Annotated in this window: 26 protein-coding genes; 2 read left to right on the forward strand and 24 right to left on the reverse strand. The window is 65.1% G+C overall.

Going from position 1 to position 20,922, the window contains the following annotated elements:
• The 5 genes from WDA27_04530 to WDA27_04550 all read right to left on the reverse strand — a co-directional run.
• Positions 1-245, reverse strand: a 245-nt coding sequence (locus tag WDA27_04530; GenBank protein MFA5890209.1) for an SAM-dependent chlorinase/fluorinase, incomplete at its 3' end; no start/stop codon positions are given.
• 122 nt (positions 246-367) lie between these two features.
• Complete coding sequence (locus WDA27_04535; GenBank protein MFA5890210.1) at positions 368-466, reverse strand: AURKAIP1/COX24 domain-containing protein; 99 nt, start codon at positions 464-466, stop codon at positions 368-370.
• A 45-nt stretch (positions 467-511) separates the two neighbouring features.
• Complete coding sequence (locus WDA27_04540) at positions 512-1,396, reverse strand: Clp1/GlmU family protein (GenBank protein ID MFA5890211.1); 885 nt, start codon at positions 1,394-1,396, stop codon at positions 512-514.
• A 72-nt stretch (positions 1,397-1,468) separates the two neighbouring features.
• On the reverse strand, positions 1,469-1,672 hold the full coding sequence (locus WDA27_04545; protein ID MFA5890212.1) for a helix-turn-helix domain-containing protein: 204 nt from the start codon (positions 1,670-1,672) through the stop codon (positions 1,469-1,471).
• A 68-nt stretch (positions 1,673-1,740) separates the two neighbouring features.
• Positions 1,741-2,529, reverse strand: coding sequence for a phosphatase (locus WDA27_04550; protein ID MFA5890213.1), 789 nt, complete (start codon positions 2,527-2,529; stop codon positions 1,741-1,743).
• Positions 2,530-2,584: 55 nt separating this feature from the next.
• On the opposite strand from WDA27_04550, the gene WDA27_04555 reads away from it, so the two are divergent.
• Complete coding sequence (locus WDA27_04555) at positions 2,585-2,962, forward strand: hypothetical protein (protein MFA5890214.1); 378 nt, start codon at positions 2,585-2,587, stop codon at positions 2,960-2,962.
• 14 nt (positions 2,963-2,976) lie between these two features.
• On the opposite strand, the gene WDA27_04560 is transcribed toward WDA27_04555, so the two are convergent.
• The 11 genes from WDA27_04560 to WDA27_04610 form a co-directional block, all read right to left on the reverse strand.
• Positions 2,977-3,849, reverse strand: coding sequence for a class I SAM-dependent methyltransferase (locus WDA27_04560; GenBank protein MFA5890215.1), 873 nt, complete (start codon positions 3,847-3,849; stop codon positions 2,977-2,979).
• Between the two features lie 9 nt (positions 3,850-3,858).
• Complete coding sequence (locus WDA27_04565; GenBank protein MFA5890216.1) at positions 3,859-5,031, reverse strand: acetoin utilization protein AcuC; 1,173 nt, start codon at positions 5,029-5,031, stop codon at positions 3,859-3,861.
• Positions 5,028-6,515, reverse strand: coding sequence for an aldehyde dehydrogenase family protein (locus WDA27_04570; protein MFA5890217.1), 1,488 nt, complete (start codon positions 6,513-6,515; stop codon positions 5,028-5,030). Before WDA27_04570 ends, WDA27_04565 begins: the two co-directional genes overlap by 4 nt.
• Complete coding sequence (locus WDA27_04575) at positions 6,508-7,068, reverse strand: GNAT family N-acetyltransferase (protein MFA5890218.1); 561 nt, start codon at positions 7,066-7,068, stop codon at positions 6,508-6,510. Before WDA27_04575 ends, WDA27_04570 begins: the two co-directional genes overlap by 8 nt.
• Positions 7,069-7,120: 52 nt before the next feature.
• Positions 7,121-7,930 (reverse strand): pyrroline-5-carboxylate reductase, encoded by an 810-nt coding sequence (proC, locus tag WDA27_04580; protein ID MFA5890219.1) that lies wholly within the window; start codon positions 7,928-7,930, stop codon positions 7,121-7,123.
• 66 nt (positions 7,931-7,996) lie between these two features.
• Positions 7,997-8,908 carry a proline dehydrogenase family protein gene (locus tag WDA27_04585; protein ID MFA5890220.1) on the reverse strand — a complete coding sequence of 304 codons (912 nt, stop codon included), beginning with the start codon at positions 8,906-8,908 and terminating at the stop codon, positions 7,997-7,999.
• Between the two features lie 469 nt (positions 8,909-9,377).
• A complete protein-coding gene (locus WDA27_04590; protein ID MFA5890221.1) occupies positions 9,378-9,836 on the reverse strand; it encodes a YbjN domain-containing protein in 459 nt (152 codons plus the stop codon).
• Complete coding sequence (locus WDA27_04595) at positions 9,836-10,369, reverse strand: GNAT family protein (GenBank protein MFA5890222.1); 534 nt, start codon at positions 10,367-10,369, stop codon at positions 9,836-9,838. The genes WDA27_04590 and WDA27_04595 overlap by 1 nt, the downstream gene beginning before the upstream one ends.
• Positions 10,370-10,404: 35 nt before the next feature.
• Complete coding sequence (locus WDA27_04600) at positions 10,405-11,112, reverse strand: PIG-L deacetylase family protein (protein ID MFA5890223.1); 708 nt, start codon at positions 11,110-11,112, stop codon at positions 10,405-10,407.
• Positions 11,109-12,443: a D-inositol-3-phosphate glycosyltransferase gene (gene mshA / locus WDA27_04605; protein MFA5890224.1), complete on the reverse strand. Its 1,335-nt coding sequence runs from the start codon at positions 12,441-12,443 to the stop codon at positions 11,109-11,111. The genes WDA27_04600 and mshA overlap by 4 nt, the downstream gene beginning before the upstream one ends.
• Positions 12,443-13,432 (reverse strand): GNAT family N-acetyltransferase, encoded by a 990-nt coding sequence (locus WDA27_04610; GenBank protein ID MFA5890225.1) that lies wholly within the window; start codon positions 13,430-13,432, stop codon positions 12,443-12,445. The genes mshA and WDA27_04610 overlap by 1 nt, the downstream gene beginning before the upstream one ends.
• 180 nt (positions 13,433-13,612) lie before the next feature.
• Between WDA27_04610 and WDA27_04615 the strand changes: the two genes are divergently transcribed.
• Positions 13,613-14,449, forward strand: coding sequence for a formate/nitrite transporter family protein (locus WDA27_04615; protein ID MFA5890226.1), 837 nt, complete (start codon positions 13,613-13,615; stop codon positions 14,447-14,449).
• Between the two features lie 156 nt (positions 14,450-14,605).
• Here WDA27_04615 and WDA27_04620 read toward each other — a convergent pair whose 3' ends face one another.
• From WDA27_04620 to WDA27_04655, 8 genes are all read right to left on the reverse strand, one after another.
• A complete protein-coding gene (locus WDA27_04620) occupies positions 14,606-15,106 on the reverse strand; it encodes a hypothetical protein (protein MFA5890227.1) in 501 nt (166 codons plus the stop codon).
• A 103-nt stretch (positions 15,107-15,209) separates the two neighbouring features.
• Positions 15,210-15,674 carry a helix-turn-helix transcriptional regulator gene (locus WDA27_04625; GenBank protein MFA5890228.1) on the reverse strand — a complete coding sequence of 155 codons (465 nt, stop codon included), beginning with the start codon at positions 15,672-15,674 and terminating at the stop codon, positions 15,210-15,212.
• A 94-nt stretch (positions 15,675-15,768) separates the two neighbouring features.
• Positions 15,769-16,713, reverse strand: coding sequence for an asparaginase (locus WDA27_04630; protein MFA5890229.1), 945 nt, complete (start codon positions 16,711-16,713; stop codon positions 15,769-15,771).
• Entirely contained in the window at positions 16,710-17,453 is a 744-nt protein-coding gene (locus WDA27_04635) for a metallophosphoesterase family protein (GenBank protein ID MFA5890230.1), read from the reverse strand. Before WDA27_04635 ends, WDA27_04630 begins: the two co-directional genes overlap by 4 nt.
• A gap of 14 nt (positions 17,454-17,467) precedes the next feature.
• Positions 17,468-18,262, reverse strand: coding sequence for an HD-GYP domain-containing protein (locus tag WDA27_04640; protein MFA5890231.1), 795 nt, complete (start codon positions 18,260-18,262; stop codon positions 17,468-17,470).
• Between the two features lie 4 nt (positions 18,263-18,266).
• Complete coding sequence (locus WDA27_04645; GenBank protein MFA5890232.1) at positions 18,267-18,665, reverse strand: response regulator; 399 nt, start codon at positions 18,663-18,665, stop codon at positions 18,267-18,269.
• 72 nt (positions 18,666-18,737) lie between these two features.
• Positions 18,738-19,271 (reverse strand): aerial mycelium formation protein, encoded by a 534-nt coding sequence (locus WDA27_04650; GenBank protein MFA5890233.1) that lies wholly within the window; start codon positions 19,269-19,271, stop codon positions 18,738-18,740.
• Positions 19,272-19,318: 47 nt separating this feature from the next.
• A complete protein-coding gene (locus WDA27_04655; protein MFA5890234.1) occupies positions 19,319-20,842 on the reverse strand; it encodes a long-chain fatty acid--CoA ligase in 1,524 nt (507 codons plus the stop codon).
• Positions 20,843-20,922 lie beyond the last annotated feature (80 nt).

The raw sequence follows: 20,922 nt of genomic DNA on the forward strand, positions 1-20,922 counted from the left end.
GCCCGCCGGTCCGTTCCGACACCGGGATCGACCACGGCAAGATGCACCGCCGACGGCATGTACGGAACCGCCTGCGCCAGCACCGCGGCGCCCGCGGAGATGTCCTGCGGCGGAATCCCGTGAGAGATGTCGAGCACCTCAACCTCAGGCGCGAAACGCTTTATTACGCCGCGGCAGACGCCGACGAACTCGTCCTCCAGGCCGTAGTCCGACAGAAACGTCAGAAACCGGAAGGCAAGGCTCATCTTTCCACCTCCTCGGGCGCACACCGGCACACGGCCCTACAGGCCCGATGCTAGCGGACCCGGCACGGCCGGTGCGGTGCACGCGGAGTGTGGAGATAGACCGGCGCGCGGCGCCGGGGGGATCAGCCCTTCTGGCGACGCTGCCAGCGCGTCTTCTTCAGCAGCTTCTTGTGCTTATGCTTGCGCATCTTCTTGCGTCGCTTCTTTACGATCGAACCCATCAAGTCTCCTGTGCGTGAGACCGGGAAGTCTACCGGGAAACCGCGCTAGTCGGAAATGAAGATCTCCCGCAGGTCCACCGGGGTGGTGTGATAGTCGGATGACACGCGCAAAGTTCCCAACCGAAGGGCCTTAGCGCCCTCCGAGACGGCGGAGACCATGTGCAAGCCCTCGGCGGTGTATTCCAGGATGCCCAACCCGATGCAATTGCCCTTGCCGTCCTCCATACCGACCAGCAGGCCTTCGAGCATTGCGGGGTCGAGTTCGGGCGGAATCGCCGGCACGAACACGCCGGCCTTGACCTTCCACCGCTGAAGCGGCGGTTCGAAAACCCCCTCAAGGCGCTTGCGGCGTCGCTCGGACCGCTGCTCAACCCCGGAAGGAACCACTTGCGGATGCACTGGAAGGGACTCAACCTCCGGCGGAAGCGCTCGACGGATGGCGCCGAGGATCGGCTCAAGTTCCTCACCGCGCTGAAACCCAACGACCCAATCCGGACCCAGCGCCTCGACCTTGTACATCTTCAGCACCTGACCGACGGTCCCGCCGATGAAGCCCGTGGTGTCAACCACGATCAGATGCGCGCCGGTCGCGCGCGCTTGTTCGGCGAGCTTCATCGACCCAACGACCATCGGCAACAGGTGCCCCTGCGGCGAAGTCGAGCCCACGAAGTACAGCGCGTCGGCGCGCGCCAGGCGATCCGGCTCCAGATCCTCGTCGGTCGACAAGTACTTCAGCCCGATGGTAGCCGGCGGCCCGACGGTGGTTTGCCCTACGTCGGCGTCGATGTAGGCAACCGTCTTCCCCAAGCGCACTGCGACCGCCGCGCACATGCGGCAGAAACTCGTCTTGCCCGAATCCAACCCCCCGAGCGCGACGACCATCCCCCCGCGCTCGACGATCCGAGCAAGCAGCCTGTCGTACTGATCCATGCAATCCGCCCCACGTCGTAACGGCCCCACAGCAGAGGCGGTAGCGAGATACCGTGCGTCAACCTCGGCGGATCAGTCGGCCGAGTTCACGTAGCTCGAATCCAGGTACCGTTCAAGATCGTCTTCACGAACGCGATAAGCCTTGCCGATCTGGACCGCACGAATGCTGCCCGCCCGAATCAGCCGGTACACGGTCATCTTAGAAACGCGCATACGCTCAGCGGCCTCCGAAGCAGTAAGAAATCGGGGGCCGCTGGACGAGGACTCACTCGCCAACCGAGCTCCTTCCGCTGAGACCCCTAGGATACACCTGTACACGTCTGGTGATAAATGAGTCTTCTGTTTCAGCCGTTTCTTCCAGCCCCTGCGATCCGGCCGACGAGGTACTCCTGAAGCGGAGCGTACGCACGGGGCGGAAGGTTGTCGTCGAGCGGAACGGCACAACCGATCAGCCCGTCTTCCCAGGCAACGGCGATCGCAGGGTCGTTGACGTCGGTTAGACACGCAGTGTCGAACCCGCGCGTCGCGGCGGCCCCGGCGAAGCCGTGGTCCGCCAGAACGAGGTCGGGAACCTCCGGCGAATCCAGCAGGGCATCCATCGGCCAACTCTCGTGGGTATGCACCAAATCGACGCCGCCAAGCAGCACCGCGACGCCGTCGAAGTAGCGGAACCACCAGCGGTTCGAGCGTCCGTCGGGCGGCCGCAAGTCGACATCCTCCATCGGCGTGAGCAGTCGGGCCCCCTTGTCGCTCAGGGCGCGCGCCAGTGCTTGATAAAGGGGCAACAGGCCCGAAGGGTGGCCCGTAACGATAAGCAAGCGTTCCCCCGCCGCTGCGGCGTCCCCCAGCCGATCTCCCAGTGCCTCGAGTCCCGCGAGCGTTCGGTCGGGGTCGATAACGCCGGGCCCATCACGCTCCTCCAGCGATTCCGAACAGCCGCACAACGCAGCAACTGCGCGCATGATGCCGGCCGCGTCACGCCCGCGCGCGCCGACACCCAAGAACTTGTCCGGGTCGCCGTCGGCCAGAGCCTCGGCGTTGTATACGCAGTGCCCGCGCAAGGTTCCGGTGTCGCCGGAGATGCGTGATGCCAACAGGTGCGCGCGCAGCCTGGTTCGAAGTTCGGGGGTCATATGAGCAGCGAGTCTATCGAGCGTTCGCCGACGGCGCCGGTGTAGCATCGGACGCATGTGGTTCCTAAAGTCCGCCGGCGAACGCCGCATTGAGACCGCGACCTGGGGCCTCCTGCTGATCTGGGCCGGCATCGTCATCACGGCGGACCTCTCCACGGGAATCCCCGCGACGGTAGCCGGGGGAATCCTGCTGCTGTCCGCAATCGCACAGAAGGCCGCCGGGCACAGCGCCGGACTGATCTTGTGGGCGGGTGGTCTCGGCTTCTTACTGTCGGGGGTCAACGACCTGCTCGGCCGCGACCGCAACGTCCCGATCTTCGCCGGCGCGCTCGTCGTGGTCGGCGTGCTGCTACTTGCGCGCGCCCTTGCCGGCGGCCGCAAGAACTCATGGCAAGGGAACTCTCGCACCCCGCGCGGACCCGACCGGTTCTAGGTCCTGCCTGCGCACTACTCGCCAAGCGCCTTCTTTGCGCTCGCCTCTAACAGTGTTCCGCGTCCGAGCACCGCTCCAACACGCTCAATGCCTGCGGTCATCCGCCAATGCCGGCCGGTCGCTCGCCAATCGGCCACGGCGTAGTAGCGCGCATCTCCTTTGCCGACCGTGAACATACGTTGGATCGCGAATCCCTCCATCTCAAGCAGCGTGCGCAATGAGCCGGCATCCCACGCGAAGACATGAAACGGCGGGAAAAGGCTGCACGAGAACTTGGTCCGGCCGTAGCGCCCACGCAACCTGTGAACAATGTTGTAGGCGGCATACAGCAACCCACGGGCATTGGGCACAGCGATGCGCAGAATTCCTCCAGGGGCCAGCAACCGGCGCGACTCCTTGATAAGGGAGCGCGGATCGGGCAAATGCTCGAGGACGTGGATAAGCGTGATGACGTCAAAGCTGCCATCAGGGAATTGCGCTTCTTCCAGAAACCCTTCCCACACAGGCACACCAAAAACCGCGGACGCGTGGTTTGCGGCAGCCGCACTTGGCTCGACGCCCTGAACCTGCCACCCGACGTCGCGTGCAGCAGCCAAGAAGAATCCGGTCCCACATCCAACATCGAGCAACCGGCCCGGCCGGCCCAGCAATTCGAGAAGCTCCCGACTCCGGTAGGCAGCGACCTCATTCGAGGCTGCCTCGTGGACGTCTTCGTCTGGACGCGCCCCCCCCGCGTAGTACGCGTCGGTGTGCAACTCCCCGGTCTGCTCAGGCTTGGGACGCGGATCGGCGAAGTACACGCCACATGCTCTGCAGCGGTAAAACGTGTAGGGCTTCGGCGTCGCCTTGAGGTCAACCGACGATTCACGGCAGATGGGACAGATCATCCCTCGATCCTAGCCAGAGCCGATCCCGAAGAAGGGGAAGATGCGCGCGGCGGTTTCGTCGGCGGAGCGGCGCGCGCGCTCGGCCGCCTCTTCACGTCGACCGGCCGGCAGCACAACCCTCGGATCGTCGAAGCGCGTCGGCAATACCTGCGCCCCTTTGGACCGTGCGAGATCCACCCATTCGGCGGGGATCATCTCGGGCACGGACCCACCGACGATCTCGGCGAGGTAGATCGTCCACGCGCGCGGAACGACTTCGTAGATCTGGTATCCGCCGCCGCCGACGGCCACCCAGCGCCCGCCGCACACATCGTGAGCCAGGCGGTGAAACGCTTCCGCGAGGTAGCGGTACGAACGCGTGGTGAGGGCGAGGTCGGCCAGGGGGTCGGTCGCGTGCGTGTCGCACCCGAGTTGCGTGACGAGCACTTCCGGACGGAACGCTTCCAGCAGCGGCGGCACGACGCGCTCGAAAGCGGCGCGATAGGGATCGTCCGAAGTAAAGGGAGGGAGCGGGACGTTGACCTTCGTTCCTTCCGCGTCGCCGCGTCCCATCTCACCCACGAACCCAGTGCCCGGAAATAGATACTCACCGGTCTCGTGCAGTGAGATCGTCAGAACCCGCGGGTCCCCGAAGAACGCAGCCTGAACCCCATCGCCGTGGTGGACGTCCACGTCTACGTAGGCAACGCGCGACGCGCCGTTGTCCAGGAGCCACCGGATTGCGATCGCGGGATCGTTGTAAACGCAGAATCCCCACGCATGATCGGCCATCGCGTGGTGAAGTCCCCCGGCGGGATTGAACGCGTGCTCGGCCGATCCGCTCCACACAGCCTCTGCCGCCACGATCGATCCGCCCGCAATCAGCGCGCTCGCGTCGTGCATGTGCGCGAACGCGGGGTTATCCGACACCCCGATCCCCCACCCGTAGTCCGCGTAAGGCGACGGATCCAAGGTCGAGATCGACTCAACGGCATCGACGTATTCAGGAAGGTGAACTGTGAGAAGTTCGGCGCGCGCGGCCGCGCGCGGCCGGACAATCGTCACGTTGGGCAGATCGAGCAGCCCGCACGCGCGCGACAGCTCGACGGCGAGCTTCACGCGAATCGGTTTCAGGGGATGCTTCATCCCGAAGTCGTACGCGAGGTAATCATCGTCCCAGACGACGGCGACGCGCTCGCTCAATCGATCCCTTGAGCCTTCTGCACGCGCCCGGAGTAGTCGACGGACACCGACTTCCACTCGGTGAACTCGTCGAGCGCCACCGGCCCCGCTTCGCGGTGACCGTTGCCCGTGGACTTCATGCCGCCGAACGGAAGTTGGACTTCCGCTCCAATGGTGGGTGCATTGATGTAGACGATCCCGAACTCCAGCCCCTCGATAGCCTTGAAAGTGTTGGTGATGTCGCGGGTGTAGATCGAACACGACAAGCCGTACTGCGTGGAATTCGCCACCGAGATCGCTTCGTCGAGGGACCCGATCTCGATCAAACCGGTTACCGGACCAAAGATCTCTTCCTGCGCGATGCGCATGTCTGGAGTCATCCCATCGAACACCGTCGGTGCAATGAAGTTCCCCTTGGCGAACTCACCGTCTTCGAGCGGGTAGCCGCCCGTCAGCACTCGCGCACCCTCACCGCGTCCGATGTCGATGTACTCGAGAATGCGCGCTTTCTGCTTGTCGTTGATGACGGCAGCAAGATCGGTGGCGGGGTCCGTTCCGGCGCCGACCTTCATGCCGCCGACGCGCGCCAGAAGACGCTCCCGGTACTCATCTATCACAGAACCGTGAACCGCGATTCGGCTCGTCGCCGTACACCGTTGACCGCTCGTCGCGAAGGCACCCCACGCGCCGGCCTCAACGGCGACGTCGAGGTCCGCGTCGGGCATTACGATCAAGATGTTCTTCGAACCGAGTTCGAGCGACACCCGCTTCATCTGTCCGGCCGCCTTGACGCTGATCTGCCGACCGACATCGAGCGATCCGGTGAACGAGATGCAGCGGGCATCGGCGTGATCGACCAGAGCCGCCCCCGCCTCCTCGCCGATGCCGGGAACGAAGTTCAACACTCCGGCCGGGAGTCCTGCTTCCTCGAACATGCGCACCAAGTGCATCGCGAGCAGCGGCGTGTCCTCCGCCGGCTTGAAGACAACCGTGCACCCCGAAACCAGCGCGGGGAACAGCTTCCACGTCGGGATCGCGATCGGGAAGTTCCACGGCGTGATGAGCGCCGCGACGCCGATCGGATGCCGCACGGTCATCGAGAACTTGTCGGGCAGTTCGCTCTTGGTCGTAACTCCGAACATCCGCCGGCCTTCTCCGGCCATGTAGATAGCGAAGTCGATGCCTTCCTGCACGTCGGCGCGACACTCCCTGAGTGTCTTTCCCATCTCGCGCGCCATCAGTTGGGACAGTTCCTCTTTGCGCTGCTCGAGCATCAAGCCGACGCGCAGAACGTAATCGGCACGTTTAGGGGCAGGCGTGCGCATCCAAGATCCAAAGGCCGCATTCGCGGCCCCTACGGCGGCATCGATGTCGGCAGCATCACCGCGCGCGAACTCCGCTAAAACGTCGTCACGATTCGCAGGATTGCGGACCTCGAAGACTTCGCCGGAATGGCCTGGAACCCACTTCCCTCCGACATAGATGGACCGATGCTGTTCAACCATCGCCCTCACCTTCCGTCGCGCCGGTTGCCGGAACCTCATCGTAGCCGCGCGCGCGCACCCGAGGGGGTCCGATTCGCTTGAACATGCGGATCACGTCGATACCGCCCTCCGGGAACATCACTCCGTCGCGTTCCACGCCCTCGCGCACATACCCAAGCGACTCGTAGAGCCGCAGCGCGCGCTCGTTGTAGGGGAAGACCCCCAAGGTCATCCGGAGAACCCCATGTTCGACTCCCCAGACCTCGGCCGCGGTGATCAGCGCGCGCCCGGCACCCAGCCCCCGCGCGGCTCGCCCAACGATGATTCCAAACTCCGCGGCGTGACGGTTGGCCGCGCGCGAGCCGCGCGCACACGAAAGAGTCCCGATCACCTTGCCGTCGATTTCCGCAGCCAGCGTCGTCCCACGGTCACCCCACCCGAGGCGATTGCGTCGCCACTCACGCCGGTCCCAGAACTCCCCCTCGGTAACCGACAACGTCCGCGGCCGCTCATGCATCGCTTCCCACGTGATCGCCAGGCAGGCGCGCGCGTCTCTCCAGCGGGCTACGCGCACAACCCCATTCCGGCCGTCTCGGGCGCGGAAGGGGAAAGAACGAGTCACCGGACTAGGAATGGCCCTCGGCGAGTTCGCGGGAGCGATCGGTCGCCGCCCGCACCGCGTCCAGGAACGCCGAACGAACTCCGGCGCGCTCCAGCACCCGCATCGCGGCCACCGTCGTCCCGCCGGGAGACGTGACTTCCTCGCGCAGCTCCACGGGATGACGCCCAGTCTCTCGCAGCATTCGCGCGGCACCGACGAGGGTCTGCACGGTCAGCTCAGTGGCGACCTCGCGCGGCAGGCCTACGCCGACCGCCGCCTCGATCAGGGACTCCGCCAAGAAGAAGAGGTAAGCGGGACCGGTCCCTGAAACGCCGGTGACGGCGTCCAGGTAGCGCTCGGGCAGGTGGACGATGCGGCACACTGCCGACAAGATGGCGTCGGCGCGCGCCATGTGCTCGGGCGTAGCATGACTACCGGCAGCGATCGCGGCGGCCCCTTCCCGCACGATTGCCGCCATGTTCGGCATCGCGCGCACGACGGGAACGTCCTTGCCGAAACGACGCTCGATCATCTCGATAGGGATCCCCGCCGCAATCGAGATGACCAACTGATTCCCGCGCACGAACCCGGACATCTCTTCCAGCAAGGCTTCCATGTCCTGCGGCTTGATCGCGAGAACGATCGTCTCAGCATCCTCGGCGGCATGCGCGATATCGGCGGTGACGTCCACGCCGAGAGTCCGCGCGAGCAATGCGCGCCGCTCCTCGTGGATTTCCGCAACGATGATGTCCGACGGCACCCAGTCGGCATGCAGGAGTCCGCCCGCAAGCGCCTCTCCCATCTTGCCGCCGCCGATGATCGCAAGCCTGTGCATTGGTCGCCTCCACTGCCGCGCTTGCGAGAATGCTACCCGAGACGAACCCCCGTCAGGGCGCTCGAGTCATCCGCGCAGCATCGCCTCGGCAAAAAAGCGCACGTTTGCCGGACGTTCGGCGATCCGACGCATCAAGTACGGGTACCACTCGCTGCCGAACGGCACATACACCCGAACGCGGAAGCCTCGGGCCACCAGATCCCTCTGCAACTCCCGGCGCACGCCGTAGAGCATCTGGAACTCGAACGAATCCCGCGCGCGCCCGGCGCGCGCCGCCGCACGTGCCGCATGCTCGATCAGCCGCTCGTCGTGAGTGGCGATCATCGCGTAAGCCTGTGAGGCCATCAACCGAGTCGCGAGTTGGGCAAACGCACAGTCGACGTCCCGGCGACGCGTAAGCGCGATCGCATGGGGCTCGCGGTACGCGCCCTTGCACAGCCGCACGGGCACGGGAATCGCGCTCACGCGTTCGAGGTCCGCCGGCGTTCTCCGGAGGTGAGCCTGCAACGCAACTCCGACACTGCCCGGGAATTCACCGGCTGCGCGAACACATCCGTCTATCGTGCGGTCGGTGTATCGATGGTCTTCCATGTCCAGAGTGAGAGAAGTCCCAGCGACGGCGGCGCGCGCGGCGATCGAGACGGCGTTGGAGATCGCCGTCTCCGTATCCAAATCCAGCCCGAGTTGCGTCAACTTAATGCTCACGTTCGCGCGCAGGCCCGCATCCACGATCCGCTCGATCGCCGCGATGTAGACCTCGCGCGCGGCGTCCGCCTGCGAGACGTCAACGATGTTTTCTCCGAGGAAATCCAGCGAGACGTCGACGCCGGCCTCGTTCAGCGAGCGGGCGGCGACTTCTGCATCGTCAACGCTTTCTCCGGCCACAAAGCGCAAGGCGACCCGGCGTCCCAGGCCTCCGGTGACCGCGCGGCGAACGACCCGGCGATTCGCAACGGCCAGCACCAGGGAGCGCAACACGGCCTGATTCTAGGGGGCCATGCCTCGCTGCGAAGGCAAGGCAAAGGGTCCGAGGTGTCCTACCGGCTCGGTCCGCTCGGCGCGAACGCCTCGCTTTCCTTCGCCCTCAGACTCCCCGGACCCTTAGCGCCCCGACCGACTTTCCCGGCTTTTCAGAGGGCTCCTCCCGGTGTCGGCGCCGTTCGGTCACTCGGCTCGTACCTCGCCTCGCGTCTACCGCCGCACGATCGGTCCGGACAAGTCCTTCCCGTCTGCCTGCGGATCCGCGTGGGCTCGGCTCGTCGCCTCGGCCCGTCCGTCGCGTTTCCGGTCGGTTCCCCCTTCCGGCCGTTCCCGGCCGCTCGGGGCATGCAAAAGATATCACGCCAATTCAGTCAATCAAGACGGGGAAAACCCCTGGTCGCGATGCATTTCCGCAGGTCAGCGGGTGCGCATAGGGCGAAACCCAGTTTGCGAATCTTTGCAAGCACTATGCGCGGTGGATATTGGCTTCCGCATCGCGGGTCGCGCGCCATCTAAGGTCCGCCTCGAGGTAGCTCGCAAAACCGATGGAAACGGCGGCGTCGAACAACCCATCGGCTTCGACCAGAACCGAGCCCACGATGCGGTCCATCTCGTCCTCGTCGAGTCCGGCAATCGCGCGCCTGCCTACCAGGTACACGTCACCGGCTTCGTCGAGCGCGAACGAAACGGCGTAGGCGCGCGTGTTCCGTCGAAGCAGCAACTCGTAGAAGCGCTCCTGGTTCTCCTGAGGCCTCCGCATGAAGAACGCCTCGACCTCAACGCATTGCCCCGTAAGCGAAATCGCGATTGGGATCGACGACTTGTGCTCGCCGGCCAACTCAGCAATCCAGTGGGTATCGTCCACGCGCCGGTGCTGGATCCCCGAAGCGTCAAAGAAGCATTGCACTACCTCGGCGGCCGACATCACACCTCTAGCGCCGCGCGCGCCTGGGCGTAGCCGTCGCGATCAACGCTCATGACTACGTGCGCCACGTACTCCCCATCCTTGAAGGAGCGCTCGGGAAGGCGGGCGTCTTCCTCAAACCCTGCCGACTTGTACACGGCAAGGGCGCGATCGTTCCCGTCGAGCATCCACAACTCGACCCTGCGCAGATCAAGTTCCTCGAAGGCGAACCCAAGCAATGTCACAAGTGCGTCCAGCCCGTACCCTCGGCCGCGCGCCGACTCCTCGCCGACGAACACGTATAGCGACGCCATCCGATCCCGCGGACGGATGTTGTTCAACCCAATGCGCCCGACGGCCTTGCCCTCGATGGTGATGACGAACGGATAACCCTCCGCGCAGGCGCGCTCTTCAGATGCGCGGATGTCCTCCAGGCTAAACGGACTGGTGTAGTCCATCCAGCGAAAGACCTCCGGGTCGTTCTGCCAGCGCTGAATATCGGCGTAGTCCCGCGGCTCCACGCGCCGCAGAACAACCCATTTACCCGTGAACATGCTCAAAGTGTAGCGGGAAGGACGTATCGCCGGTTTCAGGAAACGGCGAAATCGTGGAAGGCCTCGGCGAACCCGCAGCCCACCTCGGCCCCAATCCTGGCGTTCCAGTCTTCGACACGACGGCGCCAGCCCTTTACCGACGCGAACTGGCCGGCGTGCGCGGCGAGCGCGGCAACCTTTGACTCGAAAGTCGCGGTGATGTCGACGAAGCGGTCGGGCGCGCCGGTTCCCATCAGCCAGACCTCCCTTGGACGATGAGGGTCAAGCCCTGCGGCACGCAGCGCCGGGAGAGCGTGCCACTCGCGCGCGGCCACAACCCCGTCGCACGTCGCGAATCCCGCTGCGCGATGATCCGGATGAGGCTCGTAGGGGCGCCACGGATCGTGCCCAACGACGACGTCGGGTCGGAACTCCCGAATCGCGCGCGCGACCACCTCGGTTGCCGCCGCCCTATGCGCGACCAACTCCCCGTCGGGGAAACCCGCGAAGACCGGCGCCTCAGCCCCGATCACAGCGGCTGCGGCGACGGCCTCATCGATCCGACTCCTTGCGACATCCCCGAGATCGGCGTCTGGATCTTGTGTCCCCATCCGGCCGTCGGTGAGCAGCAGGAACCGGACCGCGGCGCCCGCGCGCGCCCACCGGGCGGCCGTTCCTCCGGCAAACAGCTCGGGATCATCAGGATGTGCCCCAACGATGAGCGCGCGCCGAACCTCCGCGCTCCCGGCGTCCGCGACCGTCACGACGACACGAGGTCGTCGCGGTGTTCGGCCGAACGCGCGGAGCTTCGTTCTCCCGTGAGATCCTCATAGACCTCGAGCAGTCCCGCCGCGGCGCACCGCCAGTCGAACCGGCGCGCGAACCGCGTCGCGGCATCACCCATCGCCCCCGCGCGCGCCGGGTCGGACAGGATGTCGGCAAGCGCGCGCGCGAACGCGGCCGGATCAGCTCCCGGCACAAGCAGCCCAGTCGCGCCGTGCCTCACGGTCGTGCGGAGTCCGCCGACGTCTGTTGCTACGACCGGAGTTCCGCACGCCGCCGCTTCGAGCGCCACCAAGCCGAAGGACTCGCTTCGCGACGGCACGATGACGACATCCGCAGCTCGGTAGTAGTCGGCCAGCTCGGCATGCGGCACGGGAGCGCGAAGCATGAGGCGATCAGCGGCTCCACAAGACCCGGCGAGCGCGCGCATCCCCTCGGGACCGATCCCCGTGGCGCCGGAGGGGCCGCCGATCATGACCAAGACGGGATCGAGTTCGGGGTCGGCGGCGACGACCTCAGCGAGCGCGCGCACTGCAATGTCGGGGGACTTCAAGGGCTGCAAACGCCCTACGAACAACACCACCGGTCGCCGATCGTCCAGTCCCAACCGGCGGCGTGCAGCCGATCGCGAACCAGGTTTGAACACATCGGTATCGACCCCCGGAGGGACCACGCGCACTCGATCAGGACGGGCTCCGTGGGCGATGAGGTCGGCGGCCTCGTCCGCGGTCGGTGCCAGAAGACAGTCGGCAGTCTGAACAATTCGATCCTCAGCCGCGATGCGCGCGGCCGGCTCGGGAGTGTCACCCGAACCGAGGTTCTGGTTCTTCACCCGCCCAATCGTGTGGAATGAGTGCACGAGCGGTCGCTCCCACCGCTCGGCCGCGAGTCGCCCGACGCGCCCGGATAGCCAGTAATTGCTGTGCACGATGTCGTAGACAGGCCCCTCGGTACCAAGACGCGTCGCTTCGGTCGCATCGAAGTTCAGCAGGGAGTACAAGAACTCCGACAAGTGGTTCCCCAGGTCTTGCTTGGGTACCGGAGACGGCGGCCCCGCCGCGAGGTGGATGACCCGAACCCCCGGCTCGACCTCACGAACCCGCTCGGAGTTTCCCGACCAGCGACTGAACGCGTCGACGGACACACCCATCTCGGCAAGACGATGCGCAACCGCGCGCACGTAGACGTTCATCCCCCCGGAGTCGCCGGTCCCGGGCTGGTCCAGCGGACACGTATGCACCGAGAGAAGCGCTACGCGAGCGACGGCGCGATCTCCCCCGCTCTCAGTCCGGCGCTCCGTCCGCGACCGCATCACGTTCGCCGCGCCCGCAACCGCCGGACCGACGCATCGATAGCCCCAAAGCGGTACTTGTACGGCTCGGATCCCCTCAGGAAATCGAAGGTATGGCATCCTTCTTCTGCCGCAAGACGCATTGTCTCCGCCATCAGCACCATGCCCGGAGCAAGTTCGCGGTGACGGTGGTCGTACGCCGAGTTGTAGACACTCCAAGTGCCCCGCGCGCTGAAGGAGAACACCGCGGCAAGCGGAACACCGGCCGATTCGAGCCATGCAAGCCGCAGCCACCCGTGTCGCAGAAACGCCGAAGCGATACGTGTGAAAAGGCTCGCCGCGCCTTCGTGCATGAAATGCCCCTTCGGACCGTCCGACGCGCGGTGCATCCGGAAGAAAGCTTCGAGATCGTCGTCCAGCGTTGCGACGTCGGACAGCCGAATCGCGTACTCGTGCTCCCGCGCAAGCCGCCGCTCCTTGCGTCGGATCTCATGGCGAAGTTTGCTGTTCAACCCCGCGAGATACGCTTCGAAGTCGCCGAGCAGTCCCACTCGGGGCGCGACATCCATCGGTTCTTCCTGCACCTCGAGCCCTGCGGCCTTAGCCGCGCGCGCGAGCGCCTCTACCCACCCGGAGTCGGCGTCGAGCCCGGCGAAGTCGGCTTCGGTCCACCCGGGAATCGTCGCCATGGCCTCGAACGCACACTCGGCCACCACGTCGCGGAGTTCCGGGCGCGAGATCGGACCAAGGTAGTCGGTAACTTCGGGATCGAGGAAGAAGCGCAAAACGCCATCGGGGCCGACGCTCACAGGTGCAAGCCCCACCAGATCCGTACCGTCGCTAACCTCGATCAGCGCCGGGCGCGCGCTTGGATCGGACGCCGGGATCCACGCCCGGGCAAACTGGGGATGGTGGAACAGCGTCGAGGACGGATCGGACTCCCACAGCAACGCCCACGCCCCCGCGACATCCGTCAGGGATTCGAGGCCGAAACGCACGACGGAGTCCATGGACCCCGAAGGGTAGCATCGGCTGGGGGGCGATTTCCCACCTCGAAAAGAGGCGACAGGGGTCCGGCAATCGCTTGTGCCAAGATTTCCTACTTAGACCGTAGGTGATAGAGTGCTCGCCGCACCCACGGGGCTCGCCCAACGGCACGCCTCGTCCCACGCCGGACAGAGGGTTCGACCATGCCCATTTCGATTGTGGAAGCGATGGCCGAGGCCGGCAATGCAGCGACCCTGAAGGCGCGTCACTCGCAGAACTTTGGGCGCTATCTCACAAGCACCGCACTCGCCGGTGCGTTTGTTGGAATCGCGGTTGTTCTTCTGCTGAGCGTGAAGGCCCCTCTCGTCGCGGCTGGATCGCCGTTCAGCGCCTTGGTCGGGGCGGCTGTGTTTGGCATCGCTCTCACGCTCGTGGTGTTCGCCGGTGCGGATCTATTCACCGGGAACAACATGTACATGATCCAAGGGCTCTGCACCCGGGCCGTGAAAGCCCGCGAGTTGGCCGGGGTTTGGGTCGCGTCACTCATAGGCAACCTCGTGGGCTCGGTCGCGTTCGCAGCGCTCGTTCACGCAGCGGGCACACTCGCAGCCGGCGCGACCGCCGGCAAACCGGCGCCGGGCATTGCACTCGTTCACAAACTCATCGAGGCCAAGAACGCGGCGACCGGCGGGCAGCTCTTCTGGCGCGCCGCACTATGCAACATGCTCGTATGTCTCGGCCTGTGGATGGCCATGCGGACCAAGAGCGATGGGGCAAAGCTGGCCGTCCTGTGGTGGGCGCTGCTGGCCTTTATCGCTGCGGGCTTCGAGCACTCGGTGGCGAACATGACCCTGTTCTCGCTCGGAATCTTCCAGGGATCCGCAACTGTGGGAGAAATGGCCCGCAATCTCGCGTGGACGGTACCGGGGAACATCGTCGGCGGCGTCATAGTCGGCATCGCGTACGCATACCTATCGGGAGCGCGGTATCCGAACGAGTTCAACAAGCCCCCGGAAACCCTTTCACTACCTCGGCAGTAAAGGAGGACCCACCCTCCGTCCCGTCAATCCCCGAGGGATTGCGCACACCCGCCTAACGCAAGGACCCACCCTCCGTCCCGTCAATCCCCGAGGGATTGCGCACACCCGCCTAACGCAAAGAGCCCGGCAAGCCGGGCTCTTTGAGAATGACGGGTCTTACTCGGCCGGAGCGACTTCCGTGACGACCGGAACAACCGGCGCGGCTTCCTGAGTCGACGCGGTCTCCACACTCGAGTTCGCGACAGGCTTCGGCTTGGACGCGGCCTTCGGCTTGACTGCTGCCTTGGGCGCGGAAGCTGCCTTCGGCTTGGCTGCCTTCGGCTTGGCTGCCTTCGGCTTGGCTGCCTTCGGCTTGGCTGCCTTCGGCTTGATGACTGTGCCCTGCGCCAACTTAGCCAAGTCGACGTAAGCCTTGGTCAGACGCGTCGTCGCCAAGTCGGAGATCTTCTTGGCCTCGTCGACCAGTTCCGTGGCCAGCAACGGCACCGAAGCGCCGAGCGACTGGATCTGCTTGGGGATCTGGCGAAGGTCGATGACGACGTTCGGCTTGAGCGGACTCGACAGCGTGATTACACGCTGCGGCAGCTCGCGAGCTTTCGTCAGAGCAGCAGTTCCGGCACCGACGGCTGTTGCGATGGCCTTCTTTGCAGTACTCATCGTGTACCCCCTCTCAGGGATTCAGGTTTGACGGCGGGAGGACGAAGGGGAGCCAGCCGGGTGAGGGCTGCGAGAGCCTGCGGTCTCCGTCCCCCCGCCAGTTTCATACGCTTGTACTCACTTGTTTCACCGGGACCGTAGTCTCGGAGACACTGGAAGACGTGTTCACGGCCTTCTTACGCCCCTTCGCGGCGGCCACGCTCGTGACGCGTCCACCGTCTTCCAGTTCGTTCTCGTGACGAAAACTTTGATAAATCTCAACGAGGACCTGCTTCTGCTTATCGGAGAGGGTCGCGTCGCGAAGCAGCGCGGTCACCGGATCTAAGTCCTGGCCCTCGCGCTCTTCCAGGATTCCCGCCTTGACGTAGAGCGTCTCTGCCGAGATGCGCAAAGCCTTGGCGATCGCCTGGAGGATCTCCGCCGACGGGTGGCGCAACCCCCGCTCGATCTGCGAGAGGTACGGGTTGGAGATCCCGGCCATCTGCGACATCTTCCGCAACGACAGCCGCGCAGTGCGCCGCTGATCGCGGATGAAGTTGCCGAGTTCCCCTACCTTGCTCAACGCCACTTGTCCGTCCTTGTGATCGTTGCAGACTGATACGGAGGCTAGCAGGAGCGCGCACCGAGTGCAAGCCCGCAGCTAGCGTTTCTTTTAACACCAGTTAGCGAATACCCGACCCGGACAACCGCCCCCGGACGCGAGCCCGCCCAACGGGATGGCCGCCCCCGAGAACCGGCCCGGTTCCATGCTCGAAAAGCGCTTCGGTCTGGGATTGGTCGATGAGTCCGAGAGCGTTCAGCACGTACAGCAGGGCCGGGCCGCGCGGGCGAGCCGCTCCGTCTCGGGCTTTGAGAGCAATTCCGATGCCCGGCCCGGCGACGCAGGTCAAACCCTCAGCCCCCGACTTCACGAGTAACGCCGGAACCGCAGTCATCACGTCGGTGTCCACACGCCGGGTTCCGCCGATGAGAAACGGGTGTGCGCGCATCGCTGCGGCCTCCGGTCCCCCATCGAGGCGCAAGAAGGCGCGCGCCAGCACCGCCAATTCCGCCACCACCGTCGGAGCACCGCAACCATCGACGAGTTCGCGCGGACGGGTCCCGAAGAGCTCGGCGACCAGCTCCCGCACCGCCTGCTGGACGGGGTGATCCGGCTCGAGATACCGCTCCGGCGACCAGCCGGCCGCAATCGAAGCAGCGAGCATCGCCGCGTGCTTTCCGGAGCAGTTGTGGTAAATGGCGGCGCGCGCCGAAACCGCCAGCGCCGCTGCGGGATCAACCGGGACGTCGGGCGGACAGGCGAGCGCCGCCTCAGGCAATCCTGCGGCCGTGAGGATCGCACGCACCGCAGCAACATGCGCCGGCTCTCCACCGTGAGACGCACACGCGATAGCGAGCGCGGAATCGTCGACCGGCACCCATCCGCTTCGGATCGACGCGCGCGCCTGGATCGGCTTGGCCGACGACCGAAACGCTGCGGGACACGAAGGGTCCCCCGCCGACGCGACCACATTCCCCGCACCGTCCACAACGACAACATCCAGCAGATGCACGCTCTCGCACACGCCCGATCGCACGACTTCAACAACAAGCGGGTCTGCGCTCATCGCCCCATCTCCAGGCGCGCGGCCAGAACCTCGGGCAGGCCGGCCGCGCAGATCTTGCGCTGTGCGCTCTGGACGTCATAAGCCACCCGGCGCAGAGTCACGCGACACTGGGACACGTCGAGAACCATATAGGCCGCTCTCGCATCCCCGTCGCGCGGCTGTCCGACACTGCCGGGGTTGCACATCCACCGCGAAGAGGCCGGCAAGTCGATCGACTCGCCCTCGATCGGCACGAGGTGGTGGATCCCGGAAAGATCCCGCATGAACACCGCCGGCACGTGGGTGTGACCGAAGAGGCACTTCGCGAAGTCGGCGGCGCCGAAACTCCGCGCCGCGTCCGAAGGGCGAACCACGTACTCGGCGACCGGATCCACCACTGATCCGTGCACCAGCAAGACATCATCGTGCAGGCGTCGGACCGGAAGGTCCCGCAAGAAGGCGCGCGAATCCGGCGACAGATTCTCGGCGGTCCACCGAGTGGCCGCAGCAGCCACAGGGTTAAACCAAGATAGATCGAATCCACCGGCGGCAGCCAGGTCGTGGTTGCCCGCCAACATCACCAGCGGCGATACGCTCCGAACCAGACCCAGCGTAGCCTCGGGATCGGCCCCGTATCCAACGATGTCGCCGAGCACCACCGTTAGATCGGCCTCTTCGCTCCGCGAACCGACCAACACCGCCTCGAGAGCCTCGAGGTTGGAATGAATGTCCGACAACACGACCACTCGCACTGCGGTCATGCTAGCCGAGGCGTCTACCCAATCCCGGCGACCGTAGCCGCGCGATCGAGCGGCCACGCGTCCATCCGCTCCGCGCACAACGCGGCGAACTCGTGCGCCAACTCAGGGTCGAATTGCGTTCCCGCCACGCGTACGATCTCGGAGACCGCCTCCTCAACCGAAAGCGCGCGCCGATAGGGCCTGTCCGACGTCATCGCGTCGAAGGAATCGACGACGGTGAATATCCGCGCAGCGAGGGGGATGTCCTCGCCGTCGAGTCCTCGCGGGTACCCGGCGCCGTCCCACCTCTCGTGGTGACACTCAACGATAGGAATCGCCCGGCGCAGGAACCGAATCGGAGCGAGAATCTGCCCCCCGAGCAGCGGGTGCGTCTGCATGACCTCCCACTCCTCGCGCGTCAGCGGTGTCGGCTTCGTGAGGATGTGCTCGGGTATCCCAACCTTGCCGATGTCGTGAAGGAGGAAGCCGAACTTGAACACCTTGTCGTCGGCCAGCACGGTGTCGACACGCTCGGCCAGAGCGACGGCGTAGTCATGCGCGCGGTTGAGATGGTGGAAGGTGTGCACGTCGCGCGCCTCGACGATGAAGGCCATCGCCTGGATCGTCGCGATGTAGGACTCCTCGATCTCGGCGACGGCATGCTCCAGCTCCCGGGTGCGCGCGCGCTCCTTGCGATGAATCCGGCTGAGATCGCGCGCAAACGCCAGCAACTGCCCTCGGATCGCCGCTTCGTTGAGGTACGGGGACTCTCCCGGTTCACCGATATCGGAAATTCGCTCCTGAAGTGAATCGAACTCGTCTCTCATCATGGTCTCACGTAGTGGTCTTGCGTGGTCCCGCCACGATCTCGATCAGGTCCAAGGGACTGAACGGCTTTGAAAAGAAAGCATCTGCACCGGCGGCGGACGCGCGCGCCTTGTCCTCGGGGGTGTCGCGCGCGGTCAGCATGACGATGCGGACATCCTCGAATCGCGGGTCCGTCCGTAGACGGCGGCAGACCTCGAAGCCGTTGACACCCGGCATCATCACGTCAAGCACGATCACGTCGGGGACGTTCTCACCGGCAACGCGCAGCGCCTCGGTGCCGTCGGCGGCCTGTCGGAGGTCAAACTCACTTTCGTGCAGCACTTCAGACAAAAGGGCTCGGACAAGCGGGTCATCGTCGACGACGAGGACCTGCACGCGGCTGCCCTCACGCACTATCGATCTCATCCAGGAGTGATCTTATAGACAGCGCAGACCGCCCGTCTATAGCCCTATCGGGCGCAACGAGTCCCGCGAGAACTACAGACTCGCGAGCAGATCGCCGGGATTGGCCTCGCCGGTCTTGTAGCGGCGGGCAATCTCCTCGGTGAGCCTGTCGAGCACGGCAAACACCTGGACGCGGGTCTCGGAAACCTCGAGTTCCGCACCCTCCAACTCCAGAACGTGCGCGCGAATCTCTTCGTCGCTAAGCGACGGCAAGTTGATCAAAGTGTCGTCCGATACGAGCTTGGTCACCCGTCGGCTGGCCTGCTGGAAGGTGATGTTCGGGTCTCGGGCGGTGAAGCTGCCGCGCGCGCCTCTGCTCTCTCCCGCGAGGATCTGCGGCAGTCGATCGACGATTGAGTCGGATTCGTCCCCGCCGGCCCGCAGTTCCAACTCGGCGCGCAGAATCGCGAGTCGCCCGTGAATCAGCCTGCGCTCGTAGGACAGCAAGGCTTCTTCCTCAGAGCAATCCATCCGCATCGCCCGGATCTCGTCCGTGGTGCGGCTTTGCAGATCGTTTGGGAATGTCGGATCGAGCACGCGATCCAGCCGGCGCCTTCCTTCCTTCATGGGCCCGACTCTATCGCACCGAGGCAACCCATGGAGTCCTCCAAGACCTACAGACCCATCTCCTGCCGGGCTATCTCTCGCAGGTCCTTCTTCAGGATCTTGCCGATCGGGTTCTTGGGAAGTGCATCGGTGAACACAACCGACTTGGGAGTCTTGTACTTGGCCAGGATCGACCGGCAATACCCAAGGAGTTCCTCCTCGGTCGCCTCCGCCCCCGGCTTCAAGACCACGTAGGCCCGGACCTCTTCTCCCAGCCGCGCGTCGGGGATCCCGACGACCCCCACTTCGCCCACGGCGGGGTGCCCGTAGAGGACCTCTTCGACGTCCCGCGGGTAGATGTTGAAGCCGCCTCGAATGATCATGTCCTTCTTGCGGTCGGTGATGTAGAGGTAGCCGTCTTCGTCGACGTGACCGATGTCGCCGGAGTGGAACCACCCGCCGCGCAGCGCCGTAGCGGTCTCCTCGGGCATGTTGTAGTAGCCCTTCATGACGTTCGGGCCTTGGATGCAGACCTCGCCCGGGGTGTTCACGGGAACTTCCTTGTCGTCGTCGTCGAGGATCCTGATCCCGACGCCGGGCACCGGCCGGCCGCAGGACCCTTGTCGGCGTTCTTCGATTCGCATCACGGTCGCCGTCGGGCTCGTTTCAGTCAACCCGTACCCCTCGAGCACTCGGGCGCCCGTGCGCTTCTCGAACTCCTCGGTCAGCTCCAACGGCAGAGGCGCGGCTCCCATGACCACCCAGCGGAAGGTCGACCAGTTCACCTTCTCGAAGTCGGGGTGCTGCAGCATGTAAGTAAGCATCGTCGGGACCATGGCGCTGGACGTCACGCCGTAATCGTTCACTGCTGCAAAGAACCCCTCGGCAGTGAACCATGGCAGCATCACTCCGGTGGCGTCGACCATCTGCCCCGTCAGCATCACGCTGATTCCGAACAGGTGAGCCAAGGGCAGGCACATGACCGTGACATCCCCGTCGTGAATCGGAACCGCCCTAGACGAAGTCTCTGCGTTGAACAACTGGTTCCCGTGGGTCAACATCACGCCCTTCGGCCGCCCCGTCGTCCCGCTCGTGTAGGAAACAACTGCGAGGTCGTCGGAATCCCTGTCGACGATCGGATGTCCGGTCGTCGCGCCGGCGAGCAATGATTCGAAGGAAAGCGTCCCATCGCTGAACGGACCCGCACCGGTCACGATCACGATCGGGGGACTCGGCATTCCCGCGATCGACTCGGCGATCTTCGGCGCGAACTCCGGCGAGGTGATGACGACCTTGGCGCCCGAGTCGTGCAAGATGTGCTGCACCTCCGGCACCGCGAGCAAGAACACCATCGGCATGATGACGGCGCCGACGCGCGTGATGGCGCCGTAAGACGTAAGCACGTCCGGGGAATTCGGGAGCATGACGCCGACACGGTCGCCGGGCACCACTCCGATCTCGGCGAGTGCGGTAGCGAAATGCCGACTGCGCTGCAACTGCCAGACATTGGTCAGCCTGGTGCCTTCGAAGATAAGCGACACGCGCTCCCCGTATCGCTCGACGTGACGTTCGGCAAGGATGGCTAGGTTCATGGCCGAATACGGTACCCGGCAGCATGCGAAACACACAAGAAAAGCGCGGCAGGTGCTCTTCCCCGGCCGCTAGACTCACC

The organism is Actinomycetota bacterium (assembly GCA_041658565.1).
In the GTDB taxonomy this organism is placed as follows: domain Bacteria; phylum Actinomycetota; class AC-67; order AC-67; family AC-67; genus JBAZZY01.

What these genes read in the sequence shown, in the direction of transcription:
- WDA27_04535 (MFA5890210.1), bottom strand. Translation starts at nt 466, where the DNA reads ATGGGTTCGATCGTAAAGAAGCGACGCAAGAAGATGCGCAAGCATAAG.
- WDA27_04540 (MFA5890211.1), bottom strand. Translation starts at nt 1,396, where the DNA reads ATGGATCAGTACGACAGGCTGCTTGCTCGGATCGTCGAGCGCGGGGGG.
- WDA27_04550 (MFA5890213.1), bottom strand. Translation starts at nt 2,529, where the DNA reads ATGACCCCCGAACTTCGAACCAGGCTGCGCGCGCACCTGTTGGCATCA.
- WDA27_04555 (MFA5890214.1), top strand. Translation starts at nt 2,585, where the DNA reads ATGTGGTTCCTAAAGTCCGCCGGCGAACGCCGCATTGAGACCGCGACC.
- WDA27_04560 (MFA5890215.1), bottom strand. Translation starts at nt 3,849, where the DNA reads ATGATCTGTCCCATCTGCCGTGAATCGTCGGTTGACCTCAAGGCGACG.
- WDA27_04570 (MFA5890217.1), bottom strand. Translation starts at nt 6,515, where the DNA reads ATGGTTGAACAGCATCGGTCCATCTATGTCGGAGGGAAGTGGGTTCCA.
- proC (MFA5890219.1), bottom strand. Translation starts at nt 7,930, where the DNA reads ATGCACAGGCTTGCGATCATCGGCGGCGGCAAGATGGGAGAGGCGCTT.
- WDA27_04590 (MFA5890221.1), bottom strand. Translation starts at nt 9,836, where the DNA reads ATGTCGGCCGCCGAGGTAGTGCAATGCTTCTTTGACGCTTCGGGGATC.
- WDA27_04595 (MFA5890222.1), bottom strand. Translation starts at nt 10,369, where the DNA reads ATGTTCACGGGTAAATGGGTTGTTCTGCGGCGCGTGGAGCCGCGGGAC.
- mshA (MFA5890224.1), bottom strand. Translation starts at nt 12,443, where the DNA reads ATGCGGTCGCGGACGGAGCGCCGGACTGAGAGCGGGGGAGATCGCGCC.
- WDA27_04610 (MFA5890225.1), bottom strand. Translation starts at nt 13,432, where the DNA reads ATGGACTCCGTCGTGCGTTTCGGCCTCGAATCCCTGACGGATGTCGCG.
- WDA27_04615 (MFA5890226.1), top strand. Translation starts at nt 13,613, where the DNA reads ATGCCCATTTCGATTGTGGAAGCGATGGCCGAGGCCGGCAATGCAGCG.
- WDA27_04620 (MFA5890227.1), bottom strand. Translation starts at nt 15,106, where the DNA reads ATGAGTACTGCAAAGAAGGCCATCGCAACAGCCGTCGGTGCCGGAACT.
- WDA27_04630 (MFA5890229.1), bottom strand. Translation starts at nt 16,713, where the DNA reads ATGAGCGCAGACCCGCTTGTTGTTGAAGTCGTGCGATCGGGCGTGTGC.
- WDA27_04635 (MFA5890230.1), bottom strand. Translation starts at nt 17,453, where the DNA reads ATGACCGCAGTGCGAGTGGTCGTGTTGTCGGACATTCATTCCAACCTC.
- WDA27_04640 (MFA5890231.1), bottom strand. Translation starts at nt 18,262, where the DNA reads ATGATGAGAGACGAGTTCGATTCACTTCAGGAGCGAATTTCCGATATC.
- WDA27_04645 (MFA5890232.1), bottom strand. Translation starts at nt 18,665, where the DNA reads ATGAGATCGATAGTGCGTGAGGGCAGCCGCGTGCAGGTCCTCGTCGTC.
- WDA27_04650 (MFA5890233.1), bottom strand. Translation starts at nt 19,271, where the DNA reads ATGAAGGAAGGAAGGCGCCGGCTGGATCGCGTGCTCGATCCGACATTC.
- WDA27_04655 (MFA5890234.1), bottom strand. Translation starts at nt 20,842, where the DNA reads ATGAACCTAGCCATCCTTGCCGAACGTCACGTCGAGCGATACGGGGAG.